Origin of the sequence: Micromonospora sp. GCM10011541, from assembly GCF_042650725.1 — a bacterium.
GTDB lineage: Bacteria > Actinomycetota > Actinomycetes > Mycobacteriales > Micromonosporaceae > Micromonospora > Micromonospora sicca.
This window is the reverse complement of record NZ_JBHSBP010000010.1, coordinates 433634-457642: the sequence shown is the minus strand read 5'-3', so window position 1 is coordinate 457642 and position 24009 is coordinate 433634. Positions and strand designations below refer to the sequence as shown.

Below are 24009 nucleotides of genomic sequence, written 5' to 3'. Positions count from 1 at the left end.
AGGAGGCGCGGATGTCGCGTCGTACCACGGTGGCCCGCCGGGCCACCGCCGCCGCTGTCGCGCTCGCCACGCTGCTCGGCGTCGCGTCCTGCGCGGTCGGCCCGGAGTCCGCGTCGCCGGTGAGCGCCGTCGCGGCCGCGTCTCCCGCCGCCCCGACGACCGGGCCGGCCGCACCCGGCGGCACGCCCGCCGCCCGGCCGGTCGTCCCGGCCCGGGTGCCGGAGACGCTGAAGTTCACCGCGACGACCCTGGACGGCACCCGGTTCTCCGCCGCCGACCTGGCCGGGAAGCCGGTGGTGCTCTGGTTCTGGGCGCCCTGGTGCGCCACCTGCGCCAGTCAGGCGTGGACGGTCGCCGAGATCGCCCCGAAGTACCGGGACACCGTGCCGATCGTCGGCGTCGCGGGGCTGGGCGAACAGCAGGCGATGAAGGAGTTCGTCACCGAGTTCGAGCTGGCCGGCACCCCGCAGCTCGACGACCGGGCCGGGGCGCTGTGGCGCCGGTTCGAGGTGGTCGAGCAGAGCACTTTCCTGATCATCGACCGGGACGGCCGGGTCGTCCACCAGGGCTTCCTCGACGGGGAGTCGCTCAGCCGCCGGGTCGCCGCGCTGGCCCGCTGATGACCACCCCGCTGCTGCTCGCGCTGACCGCCGGGATGCTCGGCGCGGTCAACCCGTGCGGCTTCGCGATGCTGCCCGCGTACCTGTCGCTGCTGGTCGCCGGCCCGCTGGACGGGCGCGGCACGGTCGGCCGCGCGCTCACCGCGACCGCCGGGCTGACCCTCGGGTACGTCGTGGTCTTCGGCGCGTTCGGCCTGGCCCTGGCACCGCTGGCGGACTGGCTGCGCCCCCGGCTGCCGTGGACGACCGTGACGCTCGGCCTGCTGCTGGCCGCGGTCGGCTGCTGGCTGCTCGCCGGTCGGCGGCTGCCCACCCCGCGCCCGTTCGCCCGGGCGCCCCGGCTGACCCGTTCGCTGCCGTCCATGGCGCTGTTCGGCATGGCGTCCGCGCTGGCCTCGCTGACCTGCACGATCGCCCCGTTCCTGGCCATCGTGGTGACCAGCCTCCAGGCCGGCTCGACGCTGCGCGGGCTGGCGCTCTTCGGGGCGTACGCGGTCGGGATGGGGTTGGTGGTCGCGGTGGCCGCGCTCGGCGTGGCGCTGCTGCGCGGCCAGGTGGTGGCCCGGCTGCGCGGCGCCGGCGCGTTCGTGCCCCGGCTGAGCGGCCTGGTGCTGCTCGTCGCCGGGGGCTACGTCGCCTGGTACGGCTGGTACGAGGTCCGGCTCGCGCTGGGTCGGCACGACGCCTTCGGCGACCCGGTCGTGGTGGCCGCGGCCCGGGTCCAGCAGGCCCTGGTCGCCGGGCTGGCCGCGGCCGGCCCGGCGGTCCTCGCGGTGGCCCTGGTCGCGCTGCTGCTGGTGGCCCGGCGGCGGGTGAACGGGCGGCGGGTGGCGCGGCGGTCCACGCCGGATCGGCCAGGGCGTCAGGCTCCACGACGCAGGCGGACAGCGCTGTCCCCGTGAGCGATATGACTGTCAGGCACATTTGTGCCTGACAGTCATATCGGTTGGCGGAGATGTTGTCGTCGGCGCCCCCGGGACCTCGTCGAATCGACCCCGGAACGGTCGCCGTCAGCCTCGGCCCGGGTCGCCTGCGGTCAGCGGATCGGCGTGAGCCGGTCGGCGCCCAGCTTGTCGCGGAGCACCTCCGGCACCAGCACCGAGCCGTCGGGCTGCTGGAAGTGCTCCAGGATGGCCGGGAAGAGCCGGCTGGTGGCCAGCGCCGAGCCGTTCAGCGTGTGCACGAACCGGGTCTGCTTGCTGCCCGGCTCCCGGTAGCGGATGGCCGCCCGGCGGGCCTGGTAGTCGCCGCCCCAGGAGACCGACGACACCTCCTTGTACCTGCCGGTGCTCGGCATCCAGACCTCGACGTCGAGGGTCTTCTTCATCGCGGCGCTGGCGTCGCCGGCCGCGAGCAGGCTGGTCTGGTGGTGCAGCCCCAACTGCTCGACCAGGCCCTCCACGTGGGCGACCATCGCCTCCAGGGCGGCGCCCGCCTGCTCGGGCAGGGTGAACTGGAAGATCTCCACCTTGTTGAACTGGTGGCCGCGTACGGTGCCCCGCTCGTCGGAGTGCGAGCCGGCGGCCTCGCGCCGGTAGCACGGGGTGTACGCGAACGCCTTCAGCGGCAGCTTCGCGGTCTCCAGGATCTCGTCCTGGAAGGCCCCGAGGATCGCCGTCTCCGCGGTGGGCAGCAGGAACTGCCCGCGCGGAGCCGACTGCTTGTCCAGGTGGTAGACGTCGTCGTGGAACTTCGGGAACTGGCCGGCGGCGAAGCCGGCGCTGTCCAGCAGCAGGTGCGGCGGGAGCAGGAACTCGTACCCGGCCTGGATGTTCTGCTCGATCAGCCAGTTGACCAGCGCCCACTCCAGCCGGGCGCCCATGCCGGTGTACATCCAGAAGCCCGAACCGCCGAGCTTGACGCCCCGCTCGTGGTCGACCAGGCCGAGCGCGCGGGACAGCTCCACGTGGTCCCGGACCTTCTCGATGGCCGGCGGCTCGCCGAAGGTCCTGACGACCCGGTTCGCCTCCTTGCCACCGGCGACCACGTCGTCGGCGGGCAGGTTGGGCAGCTCGCTCATCGCGGTCCGCAACCGGGACTGCACCTCGTCCAGCTGGGACTCCAGCTCGGCGAGCTGCTTGCGCTCGGCCTCCGGCGCAGGCTCCGGCGTGGTGCCGGCCCGCTTCGCCTGCGCGTACGCCCGGGCCTCCGCCTTGCGGCGCTGCCGCTCGGCGTCGATCTCGCTGATCAGGGCGCGGCGCTCCTGGTCGAGTCGCTGGATCTCGTCCAGCGCCCGGTTGACCTCGGCGGGATCCAGACGCTTCGCCAGCCCGGTCGCCACCGCCTCGCGATCCTTCCGGATCAACTCCATGTCGAGCATGCTGCTCGTACGCCTCCGTCCAGGCAGTCAGGTGGGACCCCCAGATGCTACCGTCGCGGCCCCGTCCGGCCGTCCCGCACCCGGGACCGGCCGTCAGAGCCGGACGGGCATCAGGATGGAGAAGGCGTGCTCGTCGTCCGGGCGGCGCACGGCCAGCGGGGCGATCGGCCCGTCCAGCTCCAGCAGGAGCTGCCCCCGGTCGCCGGCGTCGAGGGCGTCGAGCAGGTACTCCCGGTTGACCCCGACCCGGACGGCGTCCGCCTCCGCCGCCTCGTCCGGACCGACCACCCGCAACCCGCCCCGCTCGTCCAGCCCCAGCACGGTCACCTCGGCGCGTACCCCGTCGTGCTCCTTCACCAGCACCGGCGCGCCCTCGGCGGCCACCGCCGCGCGCAGCGCCACCACGTCCACCACCACCCGATGCGCCGGCGCGCCGGTCAGGTGGCCGTGCAGCAGCCGGCGGTGGTCCGGGAAGTCGTACGGCAGGGGCGCCGTCCGCACCGCGCGGCCGGCGACGGAGACCTCGACGGTCTCCCGGTCGACGGTGACGTGCGCCTCCGGGGTGATCCCGGCGCCGGTGTCCAGCAGGGCGCGCGCCTCGTCGACGAAGCCGACCGGGACGAGCACCCGCACCGGTGGCCCGTCCATCTTCCACCCGGTCCGGGCCACGGCCAGCCGGTGCCGGTCGGTGGCGACCAGCCGTACGCCGTCCGGCTCCACCTCCAGCAGCACCCCGGCCAGCACCGGCAGCTCCGGGTCGGCGCCGACGGCGAAGCGGACCGCGTCGACGGCGGCGGCGAGGTCGGCACGGTGCAACACGAGACGGGTGGTCATCGGGGTCTCCTCGGGGTCGATCAGGGCACGGACCCGGGAGAGCTCACGGCGGGCGTCGGCGAGACCGTCCTCCAGCCGGCGCAGGTGCGCGTCCAGCAGCCGGCCGACCACCGCGGGCTCGGACCGGTGCCGCAGCGCGGCGCCGATCTCGGCCAGCGGCATGCCGACCCGGCGCAGCCCGGCCACCAGCCGGGCCGGGGCGACCTGGTCGTCGGTGTACCAGCGGTAGCCGGTCACCGGGTCGACCAGCGCGGGCACCAGCACGCCGGAGCGGTCGTAGAACCGCAGCGCGCTCACCGTCAGCCCGCTGGCCCGGGCCAGTTCGCCGATGCTGCGCAGTTCGCTCTCCACGACGACCGATCCTGTGCCCTCAACCCGGTCGAGGGTCAAGCCGTCGGGCCCGCGTCGACCACGCGGAACGTCATCCCCGCCTTCACCAGGCGCTCCAGCAGGGCGTCGCCCATCGCGGTCACCGGGGTCACCTGCCCCGAGGTCGGCGGCAGGTCGTCGCAGGCCAGGCAGAGGGCCGACTCGGCGAGCATCTTCGCGGTCTCGTCGTAGCCGGGGTCCCCGCCGGCCACCTCGGTGAGCACCTTCCGGCCGCCGCCGGAGCCCAGGAAACGCACCCGGAACCAGGACTTCGCCCGCTGCTCGGGAGTCGGCCCCTGACCGGAGGAGAGCCGGCCGAGCAGCCAGCGCCGGGTCGGCGGCAGCTTCACCAGCCCGACCAGACCGGCCATCCCGACCCCGGCGACCAGGATCGTCGGGAGCCGCTTCACCGCGGCGAAGTGCCGGTAGCGGAAGTCCGGGCCGTACTCCGGGCGGGCCGCGGCCGACCGGCGGACCACCTGCGGGTCGATGGTCGGCAGCGGCACCACCCACCTGCCCAGCTCCCTGGACCGGCCCACCTTCCCGGGCACCGCCCGCACCCGGCGCCCCTCCGGGCGCGGCTCGACCGCCTTGCGCGCCTTGGCGGCCCGGCTCATCTCCCCGGTCCGGGAGAACGCGGTCAGCGCCGAGTGGTACGTCCCGGCGGAGAACCGGCCGCCGGCCCGGACGAAGCCGTCCACCGTGATCGGCCCGTCCGACGGGAGCTGCTTGACGGTGTACCAGGCGCCGAGGTCGTGCGGGATCGAGTCGAAGCCGCAGGCGTGCACCAGCCGCGCCCCGGTGCGCACCGCCTCGGCGTGGTGCCGCACGTACATCAGGTCGACGAACTCCGGCTCGCCGGTGATGTCCAGGTAGTCGGTGCCGGCGTCGGCACAGGCGGCGACCAGCGGCTCCCCGTGGTGGACGTACGGGCCGACGGTGCTGGCCACCACCCGGGCGCTCGCGGCGACCGCGCGCACCGACTCCGGGTCGGTCATGTCGGCGGTCAGCAGCGGCAGCTCGGCCAGGGCGGGGTCGATCGCAGCGAGCCGGTCCCGCACCGCGGCCAGCTTGGCCGGGTTGCGGCCGGCCAGCGCCCAGCGCAGTCCGGTGGGGGCGTGCCGGGCCAGGTACTCGGCGGTGAGCGCACCGGTGAAGCCGGTCGCGCCGAACAGGACGAGGTCGTGCGGGCGGTCGTCGCGCATCCGCCGAGTGTGCCATCCCGGGCGCGCGGATCACGGGGAGAAGACCGCCCGGACGCAACCGTCCGCCCGCTCCCGGAACAGCGCGTAACCGTCGGCGCCGCGCTCCAGCGGCAGCCGGTGGGTGGCCAGGTGTTCGGTGCGCAGCTCGTCGCGGGCCATCCGGTCCAGCAGCATCGGAATCCAGCGCTGCCCGTGCTGCCGGGCGCTACGGACGGTCAGCCCCTTGTTCATCACCGCGCCGAGCGGAAACGCGTCGACGAAGCCGGTCCAGGTGCCGAGGACGACCACCGTGCCGCCCTTGCGGCAGGCGTGCACCGCCTCGCGCAGCGCCAACGGCCGGTCCGCTCCGCCGCCGAGCCGGCCGCCGAGCAGCCCCGGTGGCTCCGGTTCCATGCCGACGGCCTCCACACACACGTCCGGGCCCCGGCCGCCGCTGCGCTCCCGCAGCTCGGCCGGGACGTCCACGTACTGGTAGTTGAGCGGCTCCGCGCCGACGTGCCGGTCCACCATGCGCAGCCGGTCGTCGTACCGGTCGATGACGATCACCCGGGCCGCGCCGCGCAGCACGGCGGACCGGGCGGTGAGCTGCCCGACCGCCCCCGCCCCCCAGACCGCGACCACGTCACCCGGCCCGACCTCGCCCAGCTCGGCGCCCATCCAGCCGGTCGGCGCGGCGTCCGAGGCGAACACCGCCCGGTCGTCGCTGACCGGGTCCGGCACGGTGAACGCGCCCACGTCGGCGTACGGCACCCGGACGTACTCGGCGTGGCTGCCGGCGAAGCCGCCGAGCGGGGCGGGCCGGCCGTAGCAGCCGCCGGTCGGCTGGCCCCAGGCGGACTCGGTCGCCGCCGCGCCGGTGCTGCTGCCGTTGTCGCAGCAGGCGAAGAGGCCCTGCCGGCAGAACCAGCAGGCGCCGCAGGCGACGGCCGCGCAGACCACCACCCGGTCGTCGACCCGGTGCCGGCGGACCTCCGGGCCGACCTCCACCACCTCGCCGAGGAACTCGTGGCCGAGCACGTCCCCGGCCGCGAGGAACGGAATCCGCCCGCCCAGCAGCGGCAGGTCCGCGCCGCAGGTGGCGCTGCGCCGGACCCGGACGATCATGTCGTGCGCGTTGCGCAGCTCCGGGTCGGGCACCTGCCGTACCGCCAGCGCGTCGACGCCCTCCCAGCACAGTGCCCTCACCCGGCGGCCCCCGGGCGGTCCAGCCGCGAGCGGTCGGCGCGGAGCACCTCGCCGGTCTCGGCGAGCTGCTTGGCCTCCCGCAGGGCCTGCCGGATCAGCAGCCCGGGGTCGTCGCCGACCAGGTGGGCGGCCAGGCCGGGCAGCCGCGGCGAGCCGCCGAGCGGTCGGGCGGCCAGCTCGGTGCCGCGCCCACCGGGTGCCGGGCGGGTGTGCACCTCCACCGCGCCGTCGAGCCGGCGCAGCGGCTCCGGCCACCGTCCGCCGGGCAGCACCGCCTCCGGCGGGCCGGTCAAGGTCACCACCTGCCACCGCGCGGGCCGCGGGTCGGCACCGGTCACCCGCGGCCAGCTCCGGTGCCGGGGTACGACCAGCGCCCGGACCGCCGTCGCGCCGGCCCCGGCCACCGCGAGGGCGATCGTGCCCCGGGCCAGCCGTCCCATCCGTACCACCTGCCCCTCGCCTCGTCGCGGGTCGGCGGGCGGCCGGTCACGCGCGGCCGACCGCTCGCGGGTGTCCAGCATCCGGGCGGTCCGGGTGAAGCCGGCTCGCCCCGAAGGGGTGAACCGGCGCGGGCCGGGTAACCGCTCGCCGCACGACCGGGAGCGGACGCGACGGGGAGGGGCCGCATGCCGGAGGACCGCGACCGCGTCGGGACCGCCGACGCGCCGCCGCTGCTCGCGTCGCGGCTGTCGCCCGCCGTCCTGCCCGAGCCGGTGGTGGTCCGGCCCCGGCTGCTGGACCGGCTGGACCAGGGCGTCACCGGTCCGGTCACCCTGGTGCGCGCGCCGGCCGGCTGGGGCAAGACCACGCTGCTCGCCTCGTGGGCGCGGGCGTCCCGGGCCGAGCCGCCACCCGCCTGGGTCGCCGTCGAGGCCGGCGACACCGGGGAGCGGCTCTGGTCGTACCTGGCGGCGGCCCTGCGCGGGGTCGTCGAGGGTACGGCGGACGACGCGCCCCGCCCCCCGGTGCCGGACACCCCGTCCCGCCCCGACCAGCTCGAACTGCTCGCGGCGGCGCTCGCCGCCCGGGAGCGCCCGGTGCTGCTGGTCCTGGACGACCTGCACCGGGTCACCGATCCGGCCGCGCTGACCGGGCTGGAGTTCCTGCTGCGGCACGCCGAGCAGCGGCTGCGGCTGGTGGTCGGCGCCCGGACCGACCTGCCGCTGGCCCTGCACCGCTGGCGGCTGGCCGGGGAGCTGACCGAGATCGGCCCGGACGAGCTGGCCTTCACCGACGAGGAGGTGGCCGACCTGCTGGTCGCGCACGGGGTGCGGCTGCCGGCCGCCGCGCTGCCCCGCCTGGCCGAGCGCACCGGGGGCTGGCCGGCCGGGCTGCGCTTCGCCGCGCTGGCGCTGCGCACCCAGCCGGACCCGGACCGGTGGGTGGAGCGGTTCGGCGGCGACCAGCCGGACGTCGCCGGATACCTGCGCGAGGAGGTGCTCGCTCCGCTCGCTCCGGACGTCCGGGACGTGCTGCGGCGCAGCGCGGTCGCCGCCGCCGTCTGCGCCGACCTGGCCGACGCGGTGACCGGCCGGGCGGACTCGGGGCAGCTGCTGGCCGCCCTGGCCCGCGACGGCGGGTTCCTGCGGCAGGACGGCAGCAGCCCGCCCTGGTACCGCTGCCATCCGTTGCTGGCCGACGTGCTCCGCGACGAGCTGGGCCGGCTCCCCGCCGACGAGCTGCGTGACCTGCACGGCCGGGTGGCCGACTGGTACGCGGGGAACGGCCGGCCGGCGGAGGCGCTGCGGCACGCACTGTCCGGGGGCGCCTGGGACCGGGCCACCGAGCTGCTCATCGGGCACTGGCCGGAGCTGGCGCCGTACGACCGGGACCTGCCGGCGGCGCCGGCGCCCGCCGATCCGCCCACCGAGGCGGTGCGCCGGGATCCGGAACTCGCGTTGGCCTGCGCGGCGGAACGGGCTTACGCCGGGGACGCGACCGCCGCCGCCGGGCACCTGCGGCGGGCCGTGGAGCACGCCGGCGCGCTGCCCGCGCCGCGCCGGGACCGGTTCCGGCGGCTGGCCACCGCGCTGGAGCTCACCCTGGCCCGACTGGCCGGCGACCACGAGGAGGTACGCCGGGCCGCCGCCCGGCTGCTCGCCACCCGCACCGCCCCCGGACCTGGGGACGACCCGCGGGCGGGGGCCGGCGAGGACGCCGACGTGCGGGCCGTCGCCGGCACGGCGCTCGGCCTGGTCGAGCTGGCCGAGGGGGAGCCGCGGGGGGCCGGGGATCGGCTCGCCGACGCGCTGGCCGCGGCGCGGCAGGCCGGCCGGACCCGCACCGAGCTGGTCTGCCTCAGCCGGTCGGCCCTGCTCGACGCGGTCCGGGGCGACCTGCGTTCGGCCGACCGGAGCGCGCGGGAGGCGCTGGCGCTGCCGCCCTGCCAGGGCTGGTCCTGCCGGCTGGACTGCGGGCACGCGTACCTGGCGCTGGCGTTCGTGGCCCTGCACCGGGACGAACCGGCGGAGGCGGCGGCGAACCTGGCCCTCGCCGCGCCGGCCGCCGGGGAACCCGGCGTGGCCGCGCTGGCCGCGCTCTGCCGGGCGGAGCTGCTCGCCGAGAGCGGCGAGCCGGCCGCCGGCCTCCGGACGCTGGTGGAGGCCCGGGAAGGGCTGGCCGAGGCCGATGCGGGGCGGGTCGGGGTCGAGGCGGGGCGGGTCGACCCGCGGGAAGGGTTGGCCGATGCCCAGGCGGGGCGGGTCGAAGGTCGGGCGGGGCGGACGGCCGGGCCGGCCGCCCGGCCCGCCGCCGCGGAGCTGAGCGCCTGGCTGACCGCCGCGGAGGCCCAGTTGCGCGCCGCCGTCGGCGACCTCGACACCGCCCGTGGCCTGCTGGTCGGGGCGCTGCGCCGGGCGGACGCCGAGGCCGCCCGGGAGCTGCCCGACGGGCTTCCGGCGGGGCCGACGGATGCCGGGCCGGGCGGAGCGCCGGGTGGTGACGCCGCGTCCGGTGCGTCAGGGCGGTGGGACGACCGGACGCCGGGCCGGGGGGACGGCGCCCGAGGGGGGCGCGGGGAGGCGGCGGCGCTGGGGGTGGCGCTGGCCCGGGTGGAGTTGCGGGCCGGCGACCGCCGGGCCGCCGCGCGGGCGGTGCCGGACTGGTCGGCGCCGGACGCGGAGTCCTGGCCGCTGCCGGTACGCCTCGCCGCCGGCGTGCTCGACGCGGTCCTGGCCAGGGAGGGTGGCGACGACCGGCGGGCCGGTCGAATCGTGGAGCGGGTGCTCGACCTGGCCGAGCCGGCGGGATACCGCCGGGTCTTCACCCGCGCGGAGCCCGGATTCCGTGACCTGCTCGCCGCCCACCTGGACTCCGGCACCGCGCACTGGCCGACGGTGAGCGACCTGGTCCGCGGCGCGGACGAGCGGCGCGCGGACGATTTGGCGGCCCGGCCGGGCGCGCCGGAGCGGGCGTTGGACGAGCCGCTCACCGAGCGGGAGCTGACCATCCTGCGGTACCTGCAGAGCATCCTGTCCAACGTGGAGATCGCCAGCGAGCTGTCCCTGTCGGTCAACACGGTGAAGACGCACGTGCGCAACATCTACCGCAAGCTCGACGCGACCCGCCGGCGCGAGGCGGTCCGGCGGGCCCGTGAGCTCCGGTTGATCTGACGGCGCGCCGACCCGAACCTGATCAGGCGTTCGCGGCGGCGTCCACCGCGGCCAGCAGGTCCGCCAGGTCGTAGCCGCCGTCGTGGCGGACCTCGTTGACGAACAGGGTCGGGGTGCCGGTGACGCCACTGCGGATGCCCCCGACGAAGTCCCGCCGGACCCGGTCGGCGTGCGCGTGCCCCGTCATCTCGGCGTCGATTTCGTCGGGCGGCAGCCCGAGCTGTTCGACACCGAGCGACAGATGCACCGGGTCGAGTTGATCCTGGTGCTCGTACAGCCAGTCGTGCATCGCCCAGTACCGTCCCCGCCGGCCGGCGGCTTCCGCCGCCTCCGCCGCGCTCTCCGCGTACGGGTGCACGTTGGCGATGGGGAAGTGCCGGTACACCAGCCGGACCTGGTCTGCGCGCTGGCGCAGCAGCTCGGTCAGGTTCGCGTGGGCGGCGCCGCAGAACCGGCACTGGAAGTCGCCGTACTCGACGAGGGTCACCGGCGCCTCCGCAGGCCCGCGGGCGTGGTCGACCTCGGTCACCGGGATCCGCAGCCTCGCGGTGGTGACCTGCAGTGGCGTGGTCATCCGGCCGTCACCCGCCGATTCGCCGCCAACCGTTCGCGGGCGTCGAGGATGCCGTCCGCGCCGGGGTCGACGTCGGCCGCGGAGGGGTGGTTCCCGGCGACCGTGCCCCGGGTCGCCGGCAGGGTGCGGCCGGGCGCGGGACGCCCGGATCTGATCAGCCCGTTCGGATCAGTCATGCGTTCCACCCTCGCTCCGCATCGGGTGAGCCCGGATCACCCGGCCCGGGTGGTTCCCCCGGCCGCCCGGCCGGGTCCGCTCAGCGGCCCACCGCGACGTGGTTGTGCACCTCGCGGATGCCGGGCGCCGACCAGACGACCCGTTCGATCTCCTCGCGCTCGGGCACCGAGTGCACCAGGCCCTCCAGCACGACGGTGTCGCCGTGCACCCGGACGCTGATCCCCTCGGCCTCGGTCGCGCCGTTGCGGGCCAACGCGTCCACGATCCGCTCGGCCAGGTCGCGGCCGTCGGCCCGGACCGCCGGCCGGACGGTGATGCCGTTGCTCACCCCGCGTACGCCGGTCAGCCGGCCGACCGCGCGCTCGGCGGCCCGGCGCTGGTACTCCCATTCGACCTCGCCGTGCAGGGTGACCCAGCCGTCCGCCACGGTCACGTGGAGGGCCTCGATCGGCACGAACGCGTCCCACTCCACGGCCCGGGTGGCCGCCAAGGCGATCTCCGGGTCGCTCTTCTCGGCCGAGGTGGCGATCCGGACGGCGAGGTCGTTGGCGACCGCGCGGACCCGGGACACCCGGTGCGCGGCCCGCTCGGCGGCCCACTTCTTGGCGTAGCTGTCCACCCAGCCGGTCAGCGTCACCACCCCTTCGGTGACGGTCACCCCGATCTCGTTGGGGCGTACCCGGGGTTCCCAGGTCAGCTCGTCGAGGACATCGGTCTGGATGTCCTGGTCGGTCCGGGTGACGGTTGCGGTGGCCATCGGTCACTCCTTCACAGATGCGGATTTCGCGGCACGCATGCCGCCAACCCCGATCCTGACCGTCCCCCGGGTGACCCGCCCTCACCCACCCCGGATGACCCACCCCACCCCACCCCACCCCACCCCGCCCCGCCCCGCCCCCGGCTCCCGGCGATCTTGCAGTTCGGGCCCGGCGAACGGGGCGAATAGGTCATCCCGTGGGCCCCAAGTGCAAGATCGCGGGGGAGGGGGTGGGGCGGGGCGGGGCGGGGGCGGTTCCAGCTGGACTGGCGACCGTCCGCACCGGACGCGACGCGGCGGCGCCCCCGGAGTCGGGGACACCGCCGCGTCGTCGGTACGTCGGGTCAGCCGTCGAGGCCGACGGGCGAGTTGGGTCGGTCCACGTCGACGAACTCGATCTCCTCGGCGTCCCGGCTGCCGGCGGCCCGGGCGGCGGTGCCGGCGGCCCAGCCGAGTGCCGCGCCGACCAGCGCGGCGCTGATCAGCAGGGCCCAGGGCAACGCCGGGCGGCGGCCGGCGAGCGCGTCGAAGGCGAGGGTGGCCCGGCGGCGGGCCTCCTCGGCGGCGGCGCCGACCAGGTCCGTGGCGTCGTCGGCCAGGCCCGAGCCGCCGCGACGGGCGGACCGGGCGGTGTCCCGGACGCTGTCACCGGCGGAGCTGACGGTCGAGACCAGCTGCTGCCACGCCTGGTCGGCGATCCGCTCGGGCCTGCTGCGGCGGTCCAACAGGGTGCTTCCGAACATGGTGCTTACCTCCTCGGGGTGCCGAAGCCCGGCGGCCACTTCGGACTCCGGCGGCTGTCCAGCGCGTGACTGTTCTTTTACCCGCCAGTGCCCGTCCGGGCGTCGGCGCAAACCATCCGCCGGTCCACTCAGCGGACCGACACGGACACCGGCCCCCGGGCGAAGTCGTCATCGTCGTCGTCATCGTCGTCGCCCGCTCCACCGAAGCCACAGGCCAGCACGAGAGCGAGCAGGGCGCCGACACCGGCCAGCCCGAGCAGTCTCCTGATCATCGATCATCCTCTCCGTTCGGGGCACTCCCGGCCGATGCTAGGCGGCGGGGTCAACCGAACGCGCCGACGTCCGGGGGTGCGCGCCCGGCGGGCGCGGGGCCGCTACCCTGGTGCGGCGGATCGGCCGGCACCGGTCGATCGTTGGAGAACGAGAAACCCGCTCGTCGGGAAAATAGAAGCCAGAAGGTCTGGATCGGGCTGCCCGGGTGTGCCCGGTCCGCGAATTGCTCATCCCGAGGGGTGGCGACCGAGGCCGTCGGAGGAATACTCTCGGTCGCGGCCCGCGTACTGATGAGGCGCCCGTCATGGGCGAGTGGAGGTGCTCGCGTGAGCCTGTCGATCGTGAAGTCGGTGCTGCCGGGTGGTGTCATCCAGATCGCCCCGCGAGGCGAGATCGACGTCGACACCGCATACGAGGTCCGCGAGGCGATCGCGGAGGTGCTCGCCAAGGGCCGTCCGTCCCGAATCGAGCTGAACATGCGGTTGGTCACCTTCATCGACTCGGTGGGCATCAGCGCGATGGTCGCCGGCTTCCAGACCGCCGAGGTCAGCGGTGTGAAGCTGGTCGTTACCGAGCCGAGCCGGTTCGTCCACCGGCAGCTCTGGGTCACCGGCCTGCTCGGCCTCTTCGGCGCCCCCGAGCCCTACTTCGCCGGCACCGCGACCCCCGAGGTGCTCCCCGGCGCCTGAGCTTGGGGCGCGGGGCCGTCGCGGCTCAGTCCTCGGCCGCGCCGAGGCCGGACAGGTCGACGTCGGACACCTCCGTCACGGCCCGCACGGCGGTGACCGAGGCGTACCCGTCGGCGAGCAGGGCCAGGTCGGTGCCGGGCTGGACGGCCTGCCCGGGCTCCTCCAGCGAGGTGCGGACGAAGCCGTGTCCCGACTCGGCGACCGTCATCTGCACCTGGCCGAACGTGGCCAGGGTCCCCTTCCGCACCCCGCGCAGCCGGCCGTGCGGCAGGTCGGGGGCGTTGACGTTGAGCACGCTCTCCACCGGCCCGGCCAGCAGCCGGGGCAGCAGGTCGAGGGCGACCCGGGCGGCGGTCGACCAGTGCCGCTCCGCGTCGCGTACCCGGGCGGCGGCGGCCACCCCGGCGCCGCCGCTGGCCGCGGTGGCCTCCCCGGCGGAGAGCACGTCGAGGGAGACCGCCATCGCCCGGCAGCCGTTCGCGGCGGCGGTGAACGCGGCGCCCACGGTGCCCGAGTGCAGCACCGCGCGGCCGGCGTTCGCGCCCCGGTTGATCCCGGAGAGCACCACCGTCGGCGGCGGCCCGAACGCGCCGTGCACGGCGATCAGGGCGATGAAACCGGGCGAGCCGGCCACCCCGTACGCCGGCACGTCGGGCAGCTCGGGCAGCGGGTGCTGGCGGACCACCACGTGCCCCTCCCGCTCCACCGCGGTCATCGCGGCGCTGGTGCCGCTCGCCTCCTCCAGCGGCGCGGCGACCACCACGTCCAGCCCGCGGTCCGCCGCCGCCCGGGCCAGCCAGCCGATGCCGGGCGCCGCGATGCCGTCGTCGTTGGTGACGAGGACCCGTAGCGTCATCGTTCGGCCGCCCGCTCGGCCAGCTCGTCGGGGGTGGTCCGCTCCTGCGGCCGGGTGCCGGCCGGCACCAGCCGGACCCGCTCCACCAGCCCGGTGATCGAGTCCAGCCGTCCGGTGCCGAGCCCGTGCCGGGTCACGTTGAGCGCACCGGCGGCGGCGCCGGTACGGATCGCGGTGTGCACGTCCCCGCCGCCGGCCGTCACGGCGGCCACCCCGGCGGTCATCGAGTCGCCCGCGCCGCGCGGGTCGGCCGCCTCCAGGCGGGGCATCTCCACCTCGAACACCTCCCCGTCGACCAGGGCCAGCGCCGGCTTCTCGGCGCGGCTCACCACGACGTTCTCGGCGCCGGTCGCGTGCAGGTCGTACATCGCCCGGGTGAGCTGCTCCTCGTCGTCGCCGGCGGCCCGCCCGTCGGCGATCAGCTCCTCGTGGCTGACCTTGAGGAAGAACACCCCGCTCGTCAGCACCGCGGTGAGATGCTCGCCGGCCAGGTCCACCACCACCCGGCTGCCGTTGGCGCCCAGGTCGGCGGCGAACCGCCGGTACAGGTCGGCCGGGACCAGCGTCGGGTCGTTCGGCCCGCTGAGCACGCTGACCGGGGCCCGCAGTCCCTCGCCGAGGGCGAGGTTGTACAGCTCGTCCAGCTCGTGCCGGCTGAGCGGGTGTCCCGGCACGTCGACGATCTCGTGCCGGGTGCCCTCCCGCCGGTCGTGCACGTACCCGCCGCTGCCGCCCGAGTCGCGGACCACCACCTTGAGGTCGACGCCCTCGCTGACCAGCAGCGGCTCCAGGACCTGACCGATCTCGCCGCCGAGGCTGGCGCAGAGCACCACCTCCACCCCGAGCGACATGATCATCCGGGCCTGCCAGACCCCCTGCCCGCCGGGGTGCAGGTGCAGCTCCGGGTGGTCGGCCGGCTGGTCGACGGTCACCGTGAGCCGGGGCGTCGGCGCGAAGACCATCACGTGCCCGCTCATCCGCCGTATCCGTCCACGCGCCCCGCCTCCTCGTCCCGCCCGGGCGGTCCGGATTCCCCGCCAGCCCCGCGTCATGCCGGGGCGTTGCCAGCCCGCCCGGCGTACGGGACGATCGTGCGAACCGCCGACGGCGAGGGGGACGGTGTGCTCAGCCGCGAGACGTTCAGCTACACCGTGCAGGCGCGCTGTACGCGGGCCGAGGCGCTCGCCCTCCTCGGCGACCTGACCCGCCAGGGCGAGCTGCACCCGCTGATCGTCGGCGTGCGCCGGCTGCCGCCCCGCCCGGGCGCGCTGGCCAGTTACGCGATCACCGACCGGCTGGCGGTCGGGCCGCTGCGCTTCCCGGTCACCTACCGGGCCGACGTGCTGATCGCCACCGAGGACGAGGTGGTGACGGTGGCCCGCCAGCGCCCGGCCACGACCGTGCGCAACCACACCCGGCTGCGGGACGAGCCGGGCGGCGTGACGCGGATCGACGTCGAGATCACCCTGACCGCGCCGGCGCCCCTGTTCGGGTACGCCTTCCGGCAGGCCCGGGCGGCCCACCTCGGGCTGGCCAGCCGGCTCGGCGCGGCGCTGGACCGCGGCCCGGACGCGTCCGCCACGAGCTGAGCCGCCCGCTCAGGACGGGCGTCCGGCGGCGACGGGCCGGCGGCGGCCGGCCGGGGCTCCGCGGCGGCCCCACGGTTTGTAGGTGGAGAGCACGGTGGCGACGAGCAGCACGCTGGTCGAGACCGCCGGCGGGATCACCAGGTCCAGCCGGTCCCGGCTGGTCACCGCCGGGCCCAGCTCGGCGAGCCCGCGCACGGTCGGCGTCAGCAGCAGCAGGACCAGGCCGAGCATGACCGTGGTGAGCACGAACTTGACCAGCACCCAGCGCCAGCGCAGCAGCCCCCACGGGGTGAGCAGCGAACTCGCCACCCCGACCAGCCACACCACGACGCTCAGCGGCGCGAAGAGGTACGTGACGACGAGCCCCGCGGTGGGGTAGACCACCGCGGAGTCGGCGCCACGCAGGCCGGCGACGCCGAGGGTGAGCAACACCAGGTCCGCGCCGAGCCAGCCCAGCGCGGTGACCAGGTGCAGGGTCAGCAGGGCCTTGCGGGCGGCGGGGGAGAGTCGGCTCATGCCGTCGATGCTGGTCCGCCGGCCGGGCCGCGTCGTGGGGCCGACGGCGACATCCGGCGTACGTCGGGGGGCGTAGCCGGGGGCGACCCGTCCGGCGACGGGTCACCCCCAGGGCTCAGTAGACGGACAGGTGCACGTGGTTGGTGTGGTCGCTGGACGGGTCGCCGTTGCCGCCGCTGTACGACTTCCAGCCGCTGCTCGGCAGCCAGATCTGCTTGAACCAGATCACGTAGAGCACGGCCAGCGCGTCGGAGTTGCGGATGAAGTACGCCGCCAGGTTGTTGCCGTACGTCCGGTCGCCACCGCTGGCGACCCCGCCGAAGCCGTCGGACTGCGCGGCGAAGTCGCACGCCCGGCCCTTGGGGTGCTCACCCGAGCCGCTGGGTCGGTAGCAGGAGACGTACCGGGTGAACCCGGCCGACTTGGCCTCCTTGAGCGCGTGCAGGGTGCGCGGGGTGATGCAGCCGTCGGCCGGGGTGGGGTCGTTGACGCTGCACGACTCGGGCGGCCAGGAGCCGTCGGAGTTGCGCGGCGCCGGGTCGGCGTTCGCGGTGGAGGTGCCCCGGATGCCGCCGCTGCCGCCGCTCGCGGCGCGGTCGTTCGCCACCTCCAGCGCGCGTTCGGCCTGCTGCTTGCGCTTGGCCATCACCGCGACCTGCCTGCGCTGTTCCTGGATCTCGGCGTTCAGCGCCGTCCGGGTCGCCGTCGCGCGGTCCCGGGTCTCGATCAGGTCGTGCAGCGCCCGGTCCTCGTTGGCGGCGACCTGGCCCAGCGCGGCGGCGCGGTCCATGAAGCCTTCCGGGCTGTCGCTGGCGAGCAGCGCCGCCGCGGTGCCGAGCCGGCCGGTCCGGTACGCGACCCCGGCGATCTCGCCGACCTTGGTGTCGCGGACGCTCAGCTCGGCATTGATCGTGGTGAACTGGTCGGTGAGCTGCTTCTGCCGCCCGACGGAGCGGGCCAGCGCGGCCTTCGCCTCCAGCCAGCCCTTGCTGGCCGCGTCGAGCTGAGCGCGCAGCGCCGGGGTGCCGCCCTCGTCGTCGCCGGGGGCGGCGGCGACGAGCCCGGCCGGGGGTGCCGCCACGGCGGGGCCGATCGGCGCGGTGGCGAGGCCGAGCGCGAGCGTCGCCACGAGCAGGGCCGCCAACCGGGCGGCCGTCCGTCGTACAGGTGCCACTGCTGCCATTCAGGTTTCCTTCCGTCAGCCGCCGACCGGGTTAGCTGACGGGTTCGGGACGGAAGATCCCTACCGCTGGCGCGGATGCACCCCACGAACATGGTTCCCCGGTTCGCCGCGGGCGGCGATTAGGCGGCGGCCACCGCAGGCGCCGGTGGGCGCCGCCCGGCGGAGGCCGGGGCCGAGCCTACCGGTGGTGCCCCGGCCCGGCCCGGTGAGCTAAGGGCACGACCGGGGGCAAAACCGGCATGAGTGCACAATACCCACACTGATTTAAGTTTGCCCTAATTACCACTCGACCGCACCACAGGCCCCAGGTGACGCCCCGGGCTCGATCTGCAACGTCGCGTGATCGATCCGGAAGTCCTCGTGCAGGGCGGTCCGGGCGGCGGACAGCACCTCGCCCACCTCGGCGCCCGGGCACATGGTCAGGTGCGCGGAGGCCACCTCCATGCCCGAGGTCAACGTCCAGACGTGCAGGTCGTGCACCTCGGCGACGCCGGGCACCGAGGCCAGCCGGTCGTGCACCGCGGTCACCTGGAGGTGCTCCGGGGCGGCCTGCACCAGGATGCGCAGCGCCGCCCGCCCCAGCCGCCAGGTGCGGGGCAGGATGAACAGCCCGATCGCGACGGCGACGAGGGGGTCCGCCCACCACCAGTCGGTGAGCGCGATGACCAGCGCGGCGCCGATCACCCCGAGCGAGCCGAGCAGGTCGCCCAGCACCTCCAGGTACGCCCCGCGCAGGTTGATGCTCTCCTCCGCCCCGCCGCGCAGCAGAGCGAAGGCGGCGACGTTGGCCAGCAGGCCGAGCACCGCCACCGCGAGCATGGGGCCGGCCAGCACCTCCGGCGGCTCGCCGAACCGGCGTACCGCCTCGACCAGCACGTAGACCGCGACGGCGCCGAGCAGCACCGCGTTGGCCAGGGCGGCCAGCACCTCGAGCCGGTAGAGCCCGAAGGTGCGCTGCGGGTCGGTGTCGGCGTGCCGGGTGGCGGTGATCGCGGCGAGGGCCATGCCGATGCCCAGCACGTCGGTGAACATGTGCCCGGCGTCGGAGAGCAGGGCCAGCGAGCCGGTGGCGAACGCGGTGACCGCCTCGACCAGCATCAGGGCGGTGAGCAGCCCGAAGGCGGCCCAGAGTCGACCCCGGTGGCGGTAGGCGGCGTTGGTCACCGCCCCGCTGTGGTCATGACCTGCGCCCACGCCCACACCCTTTCGCCCTCGCCCCGGCCGGGCCCAATCTATGTTCACATCGCTATGTATGCAACTGAACGACCGGCGTCCGCCCGCTCGCGGTCGAAGCCCTGCTCAGCCCAGCGCGTCGAGGGTGGTGAGCCGCTGCGTGGCCCGGGAGAGCGCCACGTAGAGGGTCCGTACGCCGGAGCCCGGATCCGCCCGGATCTCGCTCGGCGCGACCAGCACCACCCCGTCGTACTCCATGCCCTTCGCCTGGAGGCTCGTCACCACCTGGAGCCGGGCACCGCCCAGCTCGCCGAGCCAGCCGGCCACCTCATCCCGGCGCGGCACCGGGGTGATCACCCCGACCGTCCCCTCGACCTCGGCCAGCAGGGTCCGGGCCGCCGCCACGGTGGCCGCCGACAGCCCGGCGGCCGGCACGGTCCGCTCCACCGGCTCGATGCCGGTGGAGCGCACCGCGGTGGGCAGCGGCAGGTCCGGGTAGAGCCGGCGGATCTCCGCCGCCGCCACCGCGAAGATCTCCGCCGAGTTGCGGTAGTTGGTGGTCAGCGTGAACTGGTGCCGGCGGCGTCGTCCCAGCGCCTGGTCCCGCGCCCGGGTCAGCTCCTCCGGGTCACCGGTCCAGGCGGTCTGCGCCGGGTCGCCCACCACCGTCCAGGAGGCCAGCCGGCCGCGGCGGCCGATCATGCGCCACTGCATCGGCGAGACGTCCTGCGCCTCGTCGACCACCACGTGCGCGTACTCCCGGTAGTCCTCCGGCCGCTCCCGGGCCGCGGCGCGGGCGGCCCGCTGCCGGTCCGCGAACGTGCTCAGCTCCCGGACCCCGCCGGCGAGCTGGAACGGGTCGCGCTTCGCCTTCGCCGGCCGCACCGGCTTGCCGAGTAGCGCGTCCAGCTCGTCCAGCAGCGCGATGTCCGCGATGGTCAGCCCCGCAGTGTCCAGGCTCCGGTACGCCTCGGTCAGCAGCCGGATCTCCGCCCCGGACAGGATGCCGCCGGCGTACCGGCGCAGCCGCTCCGGCCGGGCCAACCAGCCCAGCACGTGCCGCGGATGCAGCCGGGGCCACCAGGCCTTCAGGAACTCCCGGAACTCCGGCCGGTCGATGATCTCGTCCTCGAACGCGCGCTGCTCCGGCAGCCGGCCGACCCGCAACTGGCGAGCCTGGGCGTAGAGCGCCGCGAGGACCCCGTCGAAGCCGGCCCGGCGCACCTCGTTGCGGCGCGCGCCCCGGGGCAGCGCCCGGTCCCGGATGCCGTCCAGCTCCCGGCGCTCCAGCCGGAGCAGCTCGCCCCGGTAGAGCAGCCGCAGCTCGCCCGGCGAGTCCGGCACCGTGTCCCGGACCGCGCGCTCCAACACCCGGCGCATCCGCAGCGACCCCTTCACCGCCGCCACGTCGGGGGAGTCCGTCCGGGACGCCGACATGCCCGGGAAGAGCGAGCCGAGCGAGTGCAGGGTGGCCGTCTCCTCGCCCAGCGAGGGCAGCACCGAGGCGATGTACTCCACGAAGACGCTCGACGGGCCGACGACCAGGATGCCGCCGCCGGCGTACCGGCTGCGGTCCGAGTAGAGCAGGTACGCCGCCCGGTGCAGCGCCACCGCCGTCTTGCCGGTGCCCGGGCCGCCGGAGACGATCGTGACGCCCGAGCCGGGGGAGCGGATCGCCTCGTCCTGCTCCCGTTGGATGGTCGCCACGATGTCCCGCATGCCGCGACCGGTGGCCCGGGACAGGGTGGCGAGCAGCGCCCCGTCGCCGACCACCGCCATGTCCGCCGGCGCCGCGGCCGGATCGAGCAGGTCGTCCTCGATCCGGGTCACCTTCTCCGCCGACGACTGGATGGTGCGCCGCCGCACCACGCCCATCGGCTCAGCCGGCGTCGCCTGGTAGAAGGCCGCGGCCGCCGGCGCCCGCCAGTCCACCACCAGGGTCTCGGCGTTCTCGCCGCGCACCCCGAGCCGCCCGACGTGCAGCACCTGCCGGGTACGCAGGTCGAGCCGGCCGAAGACCAGCCCCTCGTGCTCGGCGTCCAGCGCGTGCCGGCGCTGCGCGGCGTGGAAGACCATCGCGTCCCGCTCGACCAGCGCCCCGAAGTTGCCCACCCGGGCCAACCGGTAGCCCTCCCGCTCGGCGTCGGCGGCCGACCGGCGCAGCTCCGCCAGCCGGGCGTACACCCGGTCGAGATGCCGCTGTTCGGCGGCCATCTCCCGGTCCAGGGTGGTCTGGTCGGTCAACGCGGCAACTCCTGTGGTCCGGGCGGCGGGCACGGTGGCTGAATGAGGGTACGGGCCGGCCTTCCGGCCCGTGCCAGGGCCATGCCGGTCCGCACTCCCGCCCCGTCCGGGTTGCCCGTTATCCGGCCGTTCCCACCCCGGCCGCCGGGCGATCGCCGGCGCGGCTGCCGTCCGGCGCCGGCCGCTCCAGCACCTGCCGGAGCACCGCGGCCAGCGCCGCGTTCACCTCGTCCGGCCGCTCCATCATCAGCATGTGCCCGGCGCCCGGGCAGACCGTCAGCTCGGTGGTCGGCAGCGCGGCGGCGATCGACTCGGCGCACGGCGGCGGGGTGAGCCGGTCCCGGTCGCCGACCAGCGCGGCGGCCGGCAGGTGGCCCAGCGCGGCCAGCGTGTCGAGCCGGTGCTGGGCGCCGATCGAGGCGCGGAACCCGCCGATCGAGCGCAGCGAGGCGTGCGCCACCGCCGAGGTGACCAGCCGGATGTCCGCCGGGTCGCAGCGGTCGCCGAAGAGCATCCAGCGGATGCTGGGGCGCAGCGCGCGCAGCAGCGCCCGGGGCGGCCGCCAGGACCCGCACCGGGCCAGCACCCCGGCGCCGGTGGTCTCGGCGAGCCGGATCAACCGGGCGATCCGGGGCGACAGGCCGTAGACGGTGTGCGTGTGCCCCTCGGCGGTGGTCGAGACGAAGACCAGCCCGGCGGTCCGGGCGGCGAACCGCCCGGGGTGGCGGTGGGCGTACTCCATCACGGTCATCCCGCCCATCGAGTGCCCGACCAGCAGCACCTTCCCGGTCGGGGCGACCTCGTCCACCACCGCGGCGAGGTCGTCGCCGAGCTGGGCCAGGGTGGCGGTACGCAGCGCCATGCAGCTGGACCGGCCGTGCCCCCGGGCGTCGTAGGTGACCACCCGGACCCGGTCGCCGAACCGCTCCCGGATCTCGGCGAGCTGGCGGTGCCAGCTGCGGCCGTCGAGCGTCCAGCCGTGCAGCAGGATCGCCGTCACCTCGGCGTCGTCCGGCCCGGTCACCGTCACGTGCAGGCGTACGTCGTCGGGAAGCTGTACCTCCAGGTGCTCCGGCATCGCTACCTCCCCCGGGCCGGCCGGCGTTCCTCGCACCGGCGTAACCCGGCGGCAACACCGGCTACCCGCCATGACAACACGCCAACCGTGGTGGTGAGAAGATTCGCAACCGGCACCCGCGCGGTCGGATCGGTGACCAGGCTGGAGGGCATGTCGCCGCCGCGCCCGACCCCGGCCGCCGGAGCGGGCCGCAGCCCGCGTACGGCCCTGGCCGAGCTGCTCGCCGGGAACCGCCGCTTCGTCAGCGGCCAGCCCGTGCACGGGCACGACGTCACCGCCGCGGCGGCGGTCGCCTCGGGCGACCAGCAGCCGTACGCCGTGGTGCTCGGCTGCATCGACTCGCGGGTCCCGCTGGAGGCGATCTTCGACCAGACGTTCGGGTCGATCTGCGTGATCCGCACCGGCGCGCACGTGCTCGACCAGGCGGTCCTCGGTTCGATCGAGTACGTGGTGGGCCAGCTCGGGGTGCCGCTGGTGATGGTGCTCGGGCACGAGCGCTGCGGGGCGGTCGGCTCAGCGGTGGAGACGCTGCGTACGGGACAGCGGCCCGGCGGCTCGCTGGCGTACGTGGTGGACCAGATCGCCCCGGCGGTGGTCGAGGTGGGCCCGGACGACCCCGGCGCGCACCCGCTGGCGGTCCGCCGGCACGTGCTCCGCACGGTGGCCGCGCTGCGCGCCGACGACCTGCTCACCGGCCCCGTCGCCGCCGGTCGGGTCGCCGTGGTCGGCGCGCTCTACGACCTGGCCACCGGCAACGTCACGCTGCTGGAGGAATGACCGGGGCCGAGAAAGGACGAACCGCCCGCCGGGTGACCCGGCGGGCGGTTCGTGGTGACGCGAGAGGGCTCAGCCCTCGAAGACGCCGGCCTCGACGAGACGCTTCTCGGTGGCGTCCCAGCCGTGGCCCGGGTGGGCGGCCGCGAGGCCGTTGATCTCCGCCCGGATCTTGGCGGCGTGGCCGGCCGCGGCCAGCACCCGGATCTCCTCGACGAAGGCCTCGGAGTCGGTGCGCAGGTGCGCGGTCTTGCCGTTGGTCAGGTTCCGCACGTAGGCGTGCTTGCCGCCGTTGAGCGGGATGACGTACTTGAACTCGCCCAGCACGCTGAGGGCGCCACCCTGGCCAGCCTGGCCGGCCCGGACTGACGCGCGCGCGGTCTTAGAGGTGTTGCTCGCCACGGAGGTACTCCTTGCAGACGTACGGGAGGACTTGATCGTCCGGGGGCTGTTGCGGGTGACGCCCGGATGAGCCTCGGCCCGCGAAGATGTACGGCGGCACAGAACCGCCCAAGAAACTGTACACGACCGCGACACCTGGCTGGTCGTCGCGCCGTCATGGTGGTCAACGGGGTCACCCGGCCGGCTATTCCGGCCGGATCCGGCCGGCGAATTTTCCGATTCCCTGGCGCACCATCCGTCACGCAGTCATCATGTGTTGCAGAGGCCACTCGGGCGGACGAGGTCGTAGGGGAAGACGCACCTCGCTCTCCGGGAGGTCACCGTGCCAACGCGTGGCGTCGTATACGTCCACTCGACCCCGCTCGCCGTGTGCTCACACGTCGAGTGGGCGATCGCGCGCGTCCTCGCCGCGCCGGTCAACCTGCAGTGGACGGCCCAGCCCGTCGACCCCGGCGCCCGCCGCGCCGAGTGCGGGTGGACCGGTAGCCCGGGGACGGGCGCCGAGCTGGCTGCTGCCCTCCGGCAGTGGCCCATGATCCGTTTCGAGGTGACCGAGGAACCCAGCCCCGGCGCCGACGGCGAGCGGTTCATGTACGTCCCGGGGCGGGGCCTGTTCCGGGCCACCGTCGGCGCGGCCGGCGACATCCAACTCGGCGAGGACCGGCTGCGCAGCCTCATGGCGTCCGCCCGCGCCCCGGAGGCCCTCGCGCACGCCCTGGACAAGGCCCTCGGCACCGCCTGGGACGCCGAGCTGGAGCCCTACCGGTACGCCGGCGACGGCGCCCCGGTGACGCTGCTCACCCGGGTCGGTTGACCGAAGGTCAAGTTGCCCGATAC

General features: G+C 75.6%; 25 protein-coding genes and 1 riboswitch. Of the genes, 7 read left to right on the top strand and 18 right to left on the bottom strand.

Translation table 11 applies throughout. The annotated features are described in order from the left end of the window. Positions 1-11: 11 nt before the first annotated feature. A complete protein-coding gene (locus tag ACFOYX_RS06520; protein ID WP_322439881.1) occupies positions 12-620 on the top strand; it encodes a redoxin domain-containing protein in 609 nt (202 codons plus the stop codon). Beyond that, entirely contained in the window at positions 620-1522 is a 903-nt protein-coding gene (locus ACFOYX_RS06515; RefSeq protein WP_322439880.1) for a cytochrome c biogenesis CcdA family protein, read from the top strand. Before ACFOYX_RS06520 ends, ACFOYX_RS06515 begins: the two co-directional genes overlap by 1 nt. A 134-nt stretch (positions 1523-1656) precedes the next feature. On the opposite strand, the gene serS is transcribed toward ACFOYX_RS06515, so the two are convergent. The 5 genes from serS to ACFOYX_RS06490 form a co-directional block, all read right to left on the bottom strand. Next, positions 1657-2940 (bottom strand): serine--tRNA ligase, encoded by a 1284-nt coding sequence (gene serS, locus ACFOYX_RS06510; RefSeq protein WP_322439879.1) that lies wholly within the window; start codon positions 2938-2940, stop codon positions 1657-1659. Between the two features lie 93 nt (positions 2941-3033). Then, entirely contained in the window at positions 3034-4113 is a 1080-nt protein-coding gene (locus ACFOYX_RS06505) for a MerR family transcriptional regulator (RefSeq protein ID WP_322440006.1), read from the bottom strand. Positions 4114-4160: 47 nt separating this feature from the next. Continuing rightward, positions 4161-5348 (bottom strand): saccharopine dehydrogenase NADP-binding domain-containing protein, encoded by a 1188-nt coding sequence (locus ACFOYX_RS06500; RefSeq protein WP_322439878.1) that lies wholly within the window; start codon positions 5346-5348, stop codon positions 4161-4163. A gap of 30 nt (positions 5349-5378) precedes the next feature. Beyond that, positions 5379-6533 carry a zinc-dependent alcohol dehydrogenase gene (locus ACFOYX_RS06495; protein WP_322439877.1) on the bottom strand — a complete coding sequence of 385 codons (1155 nt, stop codon included), beginning with the start codon at positions 6531-6533 and terminating at the stop codon, positions 5379-5381. Further along, positions 6530-6973 (bottom strand): hypothetical protein, encoded by a 444-nt coding sequence (locus tag ACFOYX_RS06490; protein WP_377533844.1) that lies wholly within the window; start codon positions 6971-6973, stop codon positions 6530-6532. The genes ACFOYX_RS06495 and ACFOYX_RS06490 overlap by 4 nt, the downstream gene beginning before the upstream one ends. A gap of 186 nt (positions 6974-7159) precedes the next feature. Between ACFOYX_RS06490 and ACFOYX_RS06485 the strand changes: the two genes are divergently transcribed. Beyond that, positions 7160-10144, top strand: coding sequence for a LuxR C-terminal-related transcriptional regulator (locus ACFOYX_RS06485; RefSeq protein ID WP_322439876.1), 2985 nt, complete (start codon positions 7160-7162; stop codon positions 10142-10144). 22 nt (positions 10145-10166) lie between these two features. On the opposite strand, the gene ACFOYX_RS06480 is transcribed toward ACFOYX_RS06485, so the two are convergent. The 5 genes from ACFOYX_RS06480 to ACFOYX_RS06460 form a co-directional block, all read right to left on the bottom strand. Further along, entirely contained in the window at positions 10167-10718 is a 552-nt protein-coding gene (locus tag ACFOYX_RS06480; protein WP_322439875.1) for a thioredoxin domain-containing protein, read from the bottom strand. Beyond that, on the bottom strand, positions 10715-10894 hold the full coding sequence (locus ACFOYX_RS06475) for a hypothetical protein (RefSeq protein WP_322439874.1): 180 nt from the start codon (positions 10892-10894) through the stop codon (positions 10715-10717). Before ACFOYX_RS06475 ends, ACFOYX_RS06480 begins: the two co-directional genes overlap by 4 nt. A gap of 80 nt (positions 10895-10974) precedes the next feature. Then, positions 10975-11652: a BON domain-containing protein gene (locus ACFOYX_RS06470; RefSeq protein ID WP_109805648.1), complete on the bottom strand. Its 678-nt coding sequence runs from the start codon at positions 11650-11652 to the stop codon at positions 10975-10977. A gap of 344 nt (positions 11653-11996) precedes the next feature. Continuing rightward, complete coding sequence (locus ACFOYX_RS06465) at positions 11997-12395, bottom strand: hypothetical protein (protein ID WP_322442203.1); 399 nt, start codon at positions 12393-12395, stop codon at positions 11997-11999. A 128-nt stretch (positions 12396-12523) separates the two neighbouring features. Beyond that, positions 12524-12667 carry a hypothetical protein gene (locus ACFOYX_RS06460; RefSeq protein ID WP_322442204.1) on the bottom strand — a complete coding sequence of 48 codons (144 nt, stop codon included), beginning with the start codon at positions 12665-12667 and terminating at the stop codon, positions 12524-12526. Positions 12668-12994: 327 nt separating this feature from the next. On the opposite strand from ACFOYX_RS06460, the gene ACFOYX_RS06455 reads away from it, so the two are divergent. Then, entirely contained in the window at positions 12995-13357 is a 363-nt protein-coding gene (locus ACFOYX_RS06455; protein ID WP_109804984.1) for an STAS domain-containing protein, read from the top strand. Positions 13358-13382: 25 nt separating this feature from the next. On the opposite strand, the gene surE is transcribed toward ACFOYX_RS06455, so the two are convergent. Then, positions 13383-14213 carry a 5'/3'-nucleotidase SurE gene (surE, locus tag ACFOYX_RS06450; RefSeq protein ID WP_109804983.1) on the bottom strand — a complete coding sequence of 277 codons (831 nt, stop codon included), beginning with the start codon at positions 14211-14213 and terminating at the stop codon, positions 13383-13385. Beyond that, on the bottom strand, positions 14210-15190 hold the full coding sequence (locus ACFOYX_RS06445; RefSeq protein WP_322442205.1) for a PfkB family carbohydrate kinase: 981 nt from the start codon (positions 15188-15190) through the stop codon (positions 14210-14212). Before ACFOYX_RS06445 ends, surE begins: the two co-directional genes overlap by 4 nt. 114 nt (positions 15191-15304) lie before the next feature. Here ACFOYX_RS06445 and ACFOYX_RS06440 point away from each other — a divergent pair, with 114 nt between their 5' ends. After that, a complete protein-coding gene (locus ACFOYX_RS06440) occupies positions 15305-15802 on the top strand; it encodes an SRPBCC family protein (protein ID WP_322442206.1) in 498 nt (165 codons plus the stop codon). A 9-nt stretch (positions 15803-15811) separates the two neighbouring features. Here ACFOYX_RS06440 and ACFOYX_RS06435 read toward each other — a convergent pair whose 3' ends face one another. The 5 genes from ACFOYX_RS06435 to ACFOYX_RS06415 form a co-directional block, all read right to left on the bottom strand. Further along, positions 15812-16318 carry a hypothetical protein gene (locus ACFOYX_RS06435; RefSeq protein ID WP_322442207.1) on the bottom strand — a complete coding sequence of 169 codons (507 nt, stop codon included), beginning with the start codon at positions 16316-16318 and terminating at the stop codon, positions 15812-15814. Between the two features lie 115 nt (positions 16319-16433). After that, positions 16434-17501 (bottom strand): hypothetical protein, encoded by a 1068-nt coding sequence (locus ACFOYX_RS06430; protein WP_322442208.1) that lies wholly within the window; start codon positions 17499-17501, stop codon positions 16434-16436. 4 nt (positions 17502-17505) lie between these two features. Next, positions 17506-17637: riboswitch (cyclic di-AMP (ydaO/yuaA leader) on the bottom strand. A 143-nt stretch (positions 17638-17780) separates the two neighbouring features. Continuing rightward, positions 17781-18695 carry a cation diffusion facilitator family transporter gene (locus ACFOYX_RS06425; RefSeq protein WP_322442209.1) on the bottom strand — a complete coding sequence of 305 codons (915 nt, stop codon included), beginning with the start codon at positions 18693-18695 and terminating at the stop codon, positions 17781-17783. Between the two features lie 105 nt (positions 18696-18800). Next, the gene (locus ACFOYX_RS06420; protein ID WP_322442210.1) at positions 18801-20918 is read right to left on the bottom strand and encodes an AAA family ATPase; all 2118 of its coding nucleotides are present in this window, start codon (positions 20916-20918) and stop codon (positions 18801-18803) included. Between the two features lie 118 nt (positions 20919-21036). Continuing rightward, the gene (locus ACFOYX_RS06415) at positions 21037-21996 is read right to left on the bottom strand and encodes an alpha/beta hydrolase (RefSeq protein WP_322442211.1); all 960 of its coding nucleotides are present in this window, start codon (positions 21994-21996) and stop codon (positions 21037-21039) included. A gap of 132 nt (positions 21997-22128) precedes the next feature. Between ACFOYX_RS06415 and ACFOYX_RS06410 the strand changes: the two genes are divergently transcribed. Beyond that, entirely contained in the window at positions 22129-22773 is a 645-nt protein-coding gene (locus ACFOYX_RS06410; protein ID WP_377533833.1) for a carbonic anhydrase, read from the top strand. Between the two features lie 69 nt (positions 22774-22842). Here the strand turns inward: ACFOYX_RS06410 and ACFOYX_RS06405 are convergent, their stop codons facing one another. After that, positions 22843-23172: a hypothetical protein gene (locus ACFOYX_RS06405; RefSeq protein WP_109804978.1), complete on the bottom strand. Its 330-nt coding sequence runs from the start codon at positions 23170-23172 to the stop codon at positions 22843-22845. A gap of 322 nt (positions 23173-23494) precedes the next feature. Here ACFOYX_RS06405 and ACFOYX_RS06400 point away from each other — a divergent pair, with 322 nt between their 5' ends. Beyond that, entirely contained in the window at positions 23495-23986 is a 492-nt protein-coding gene (locus ACFOYX_RS06400; RefSeq protein WP_109804977.1) for a DUF3145 domain-containing protein, read from the top strand. The last annotated feature ends 23 nt before the right edge of the window (positions 23987-24009 follow it).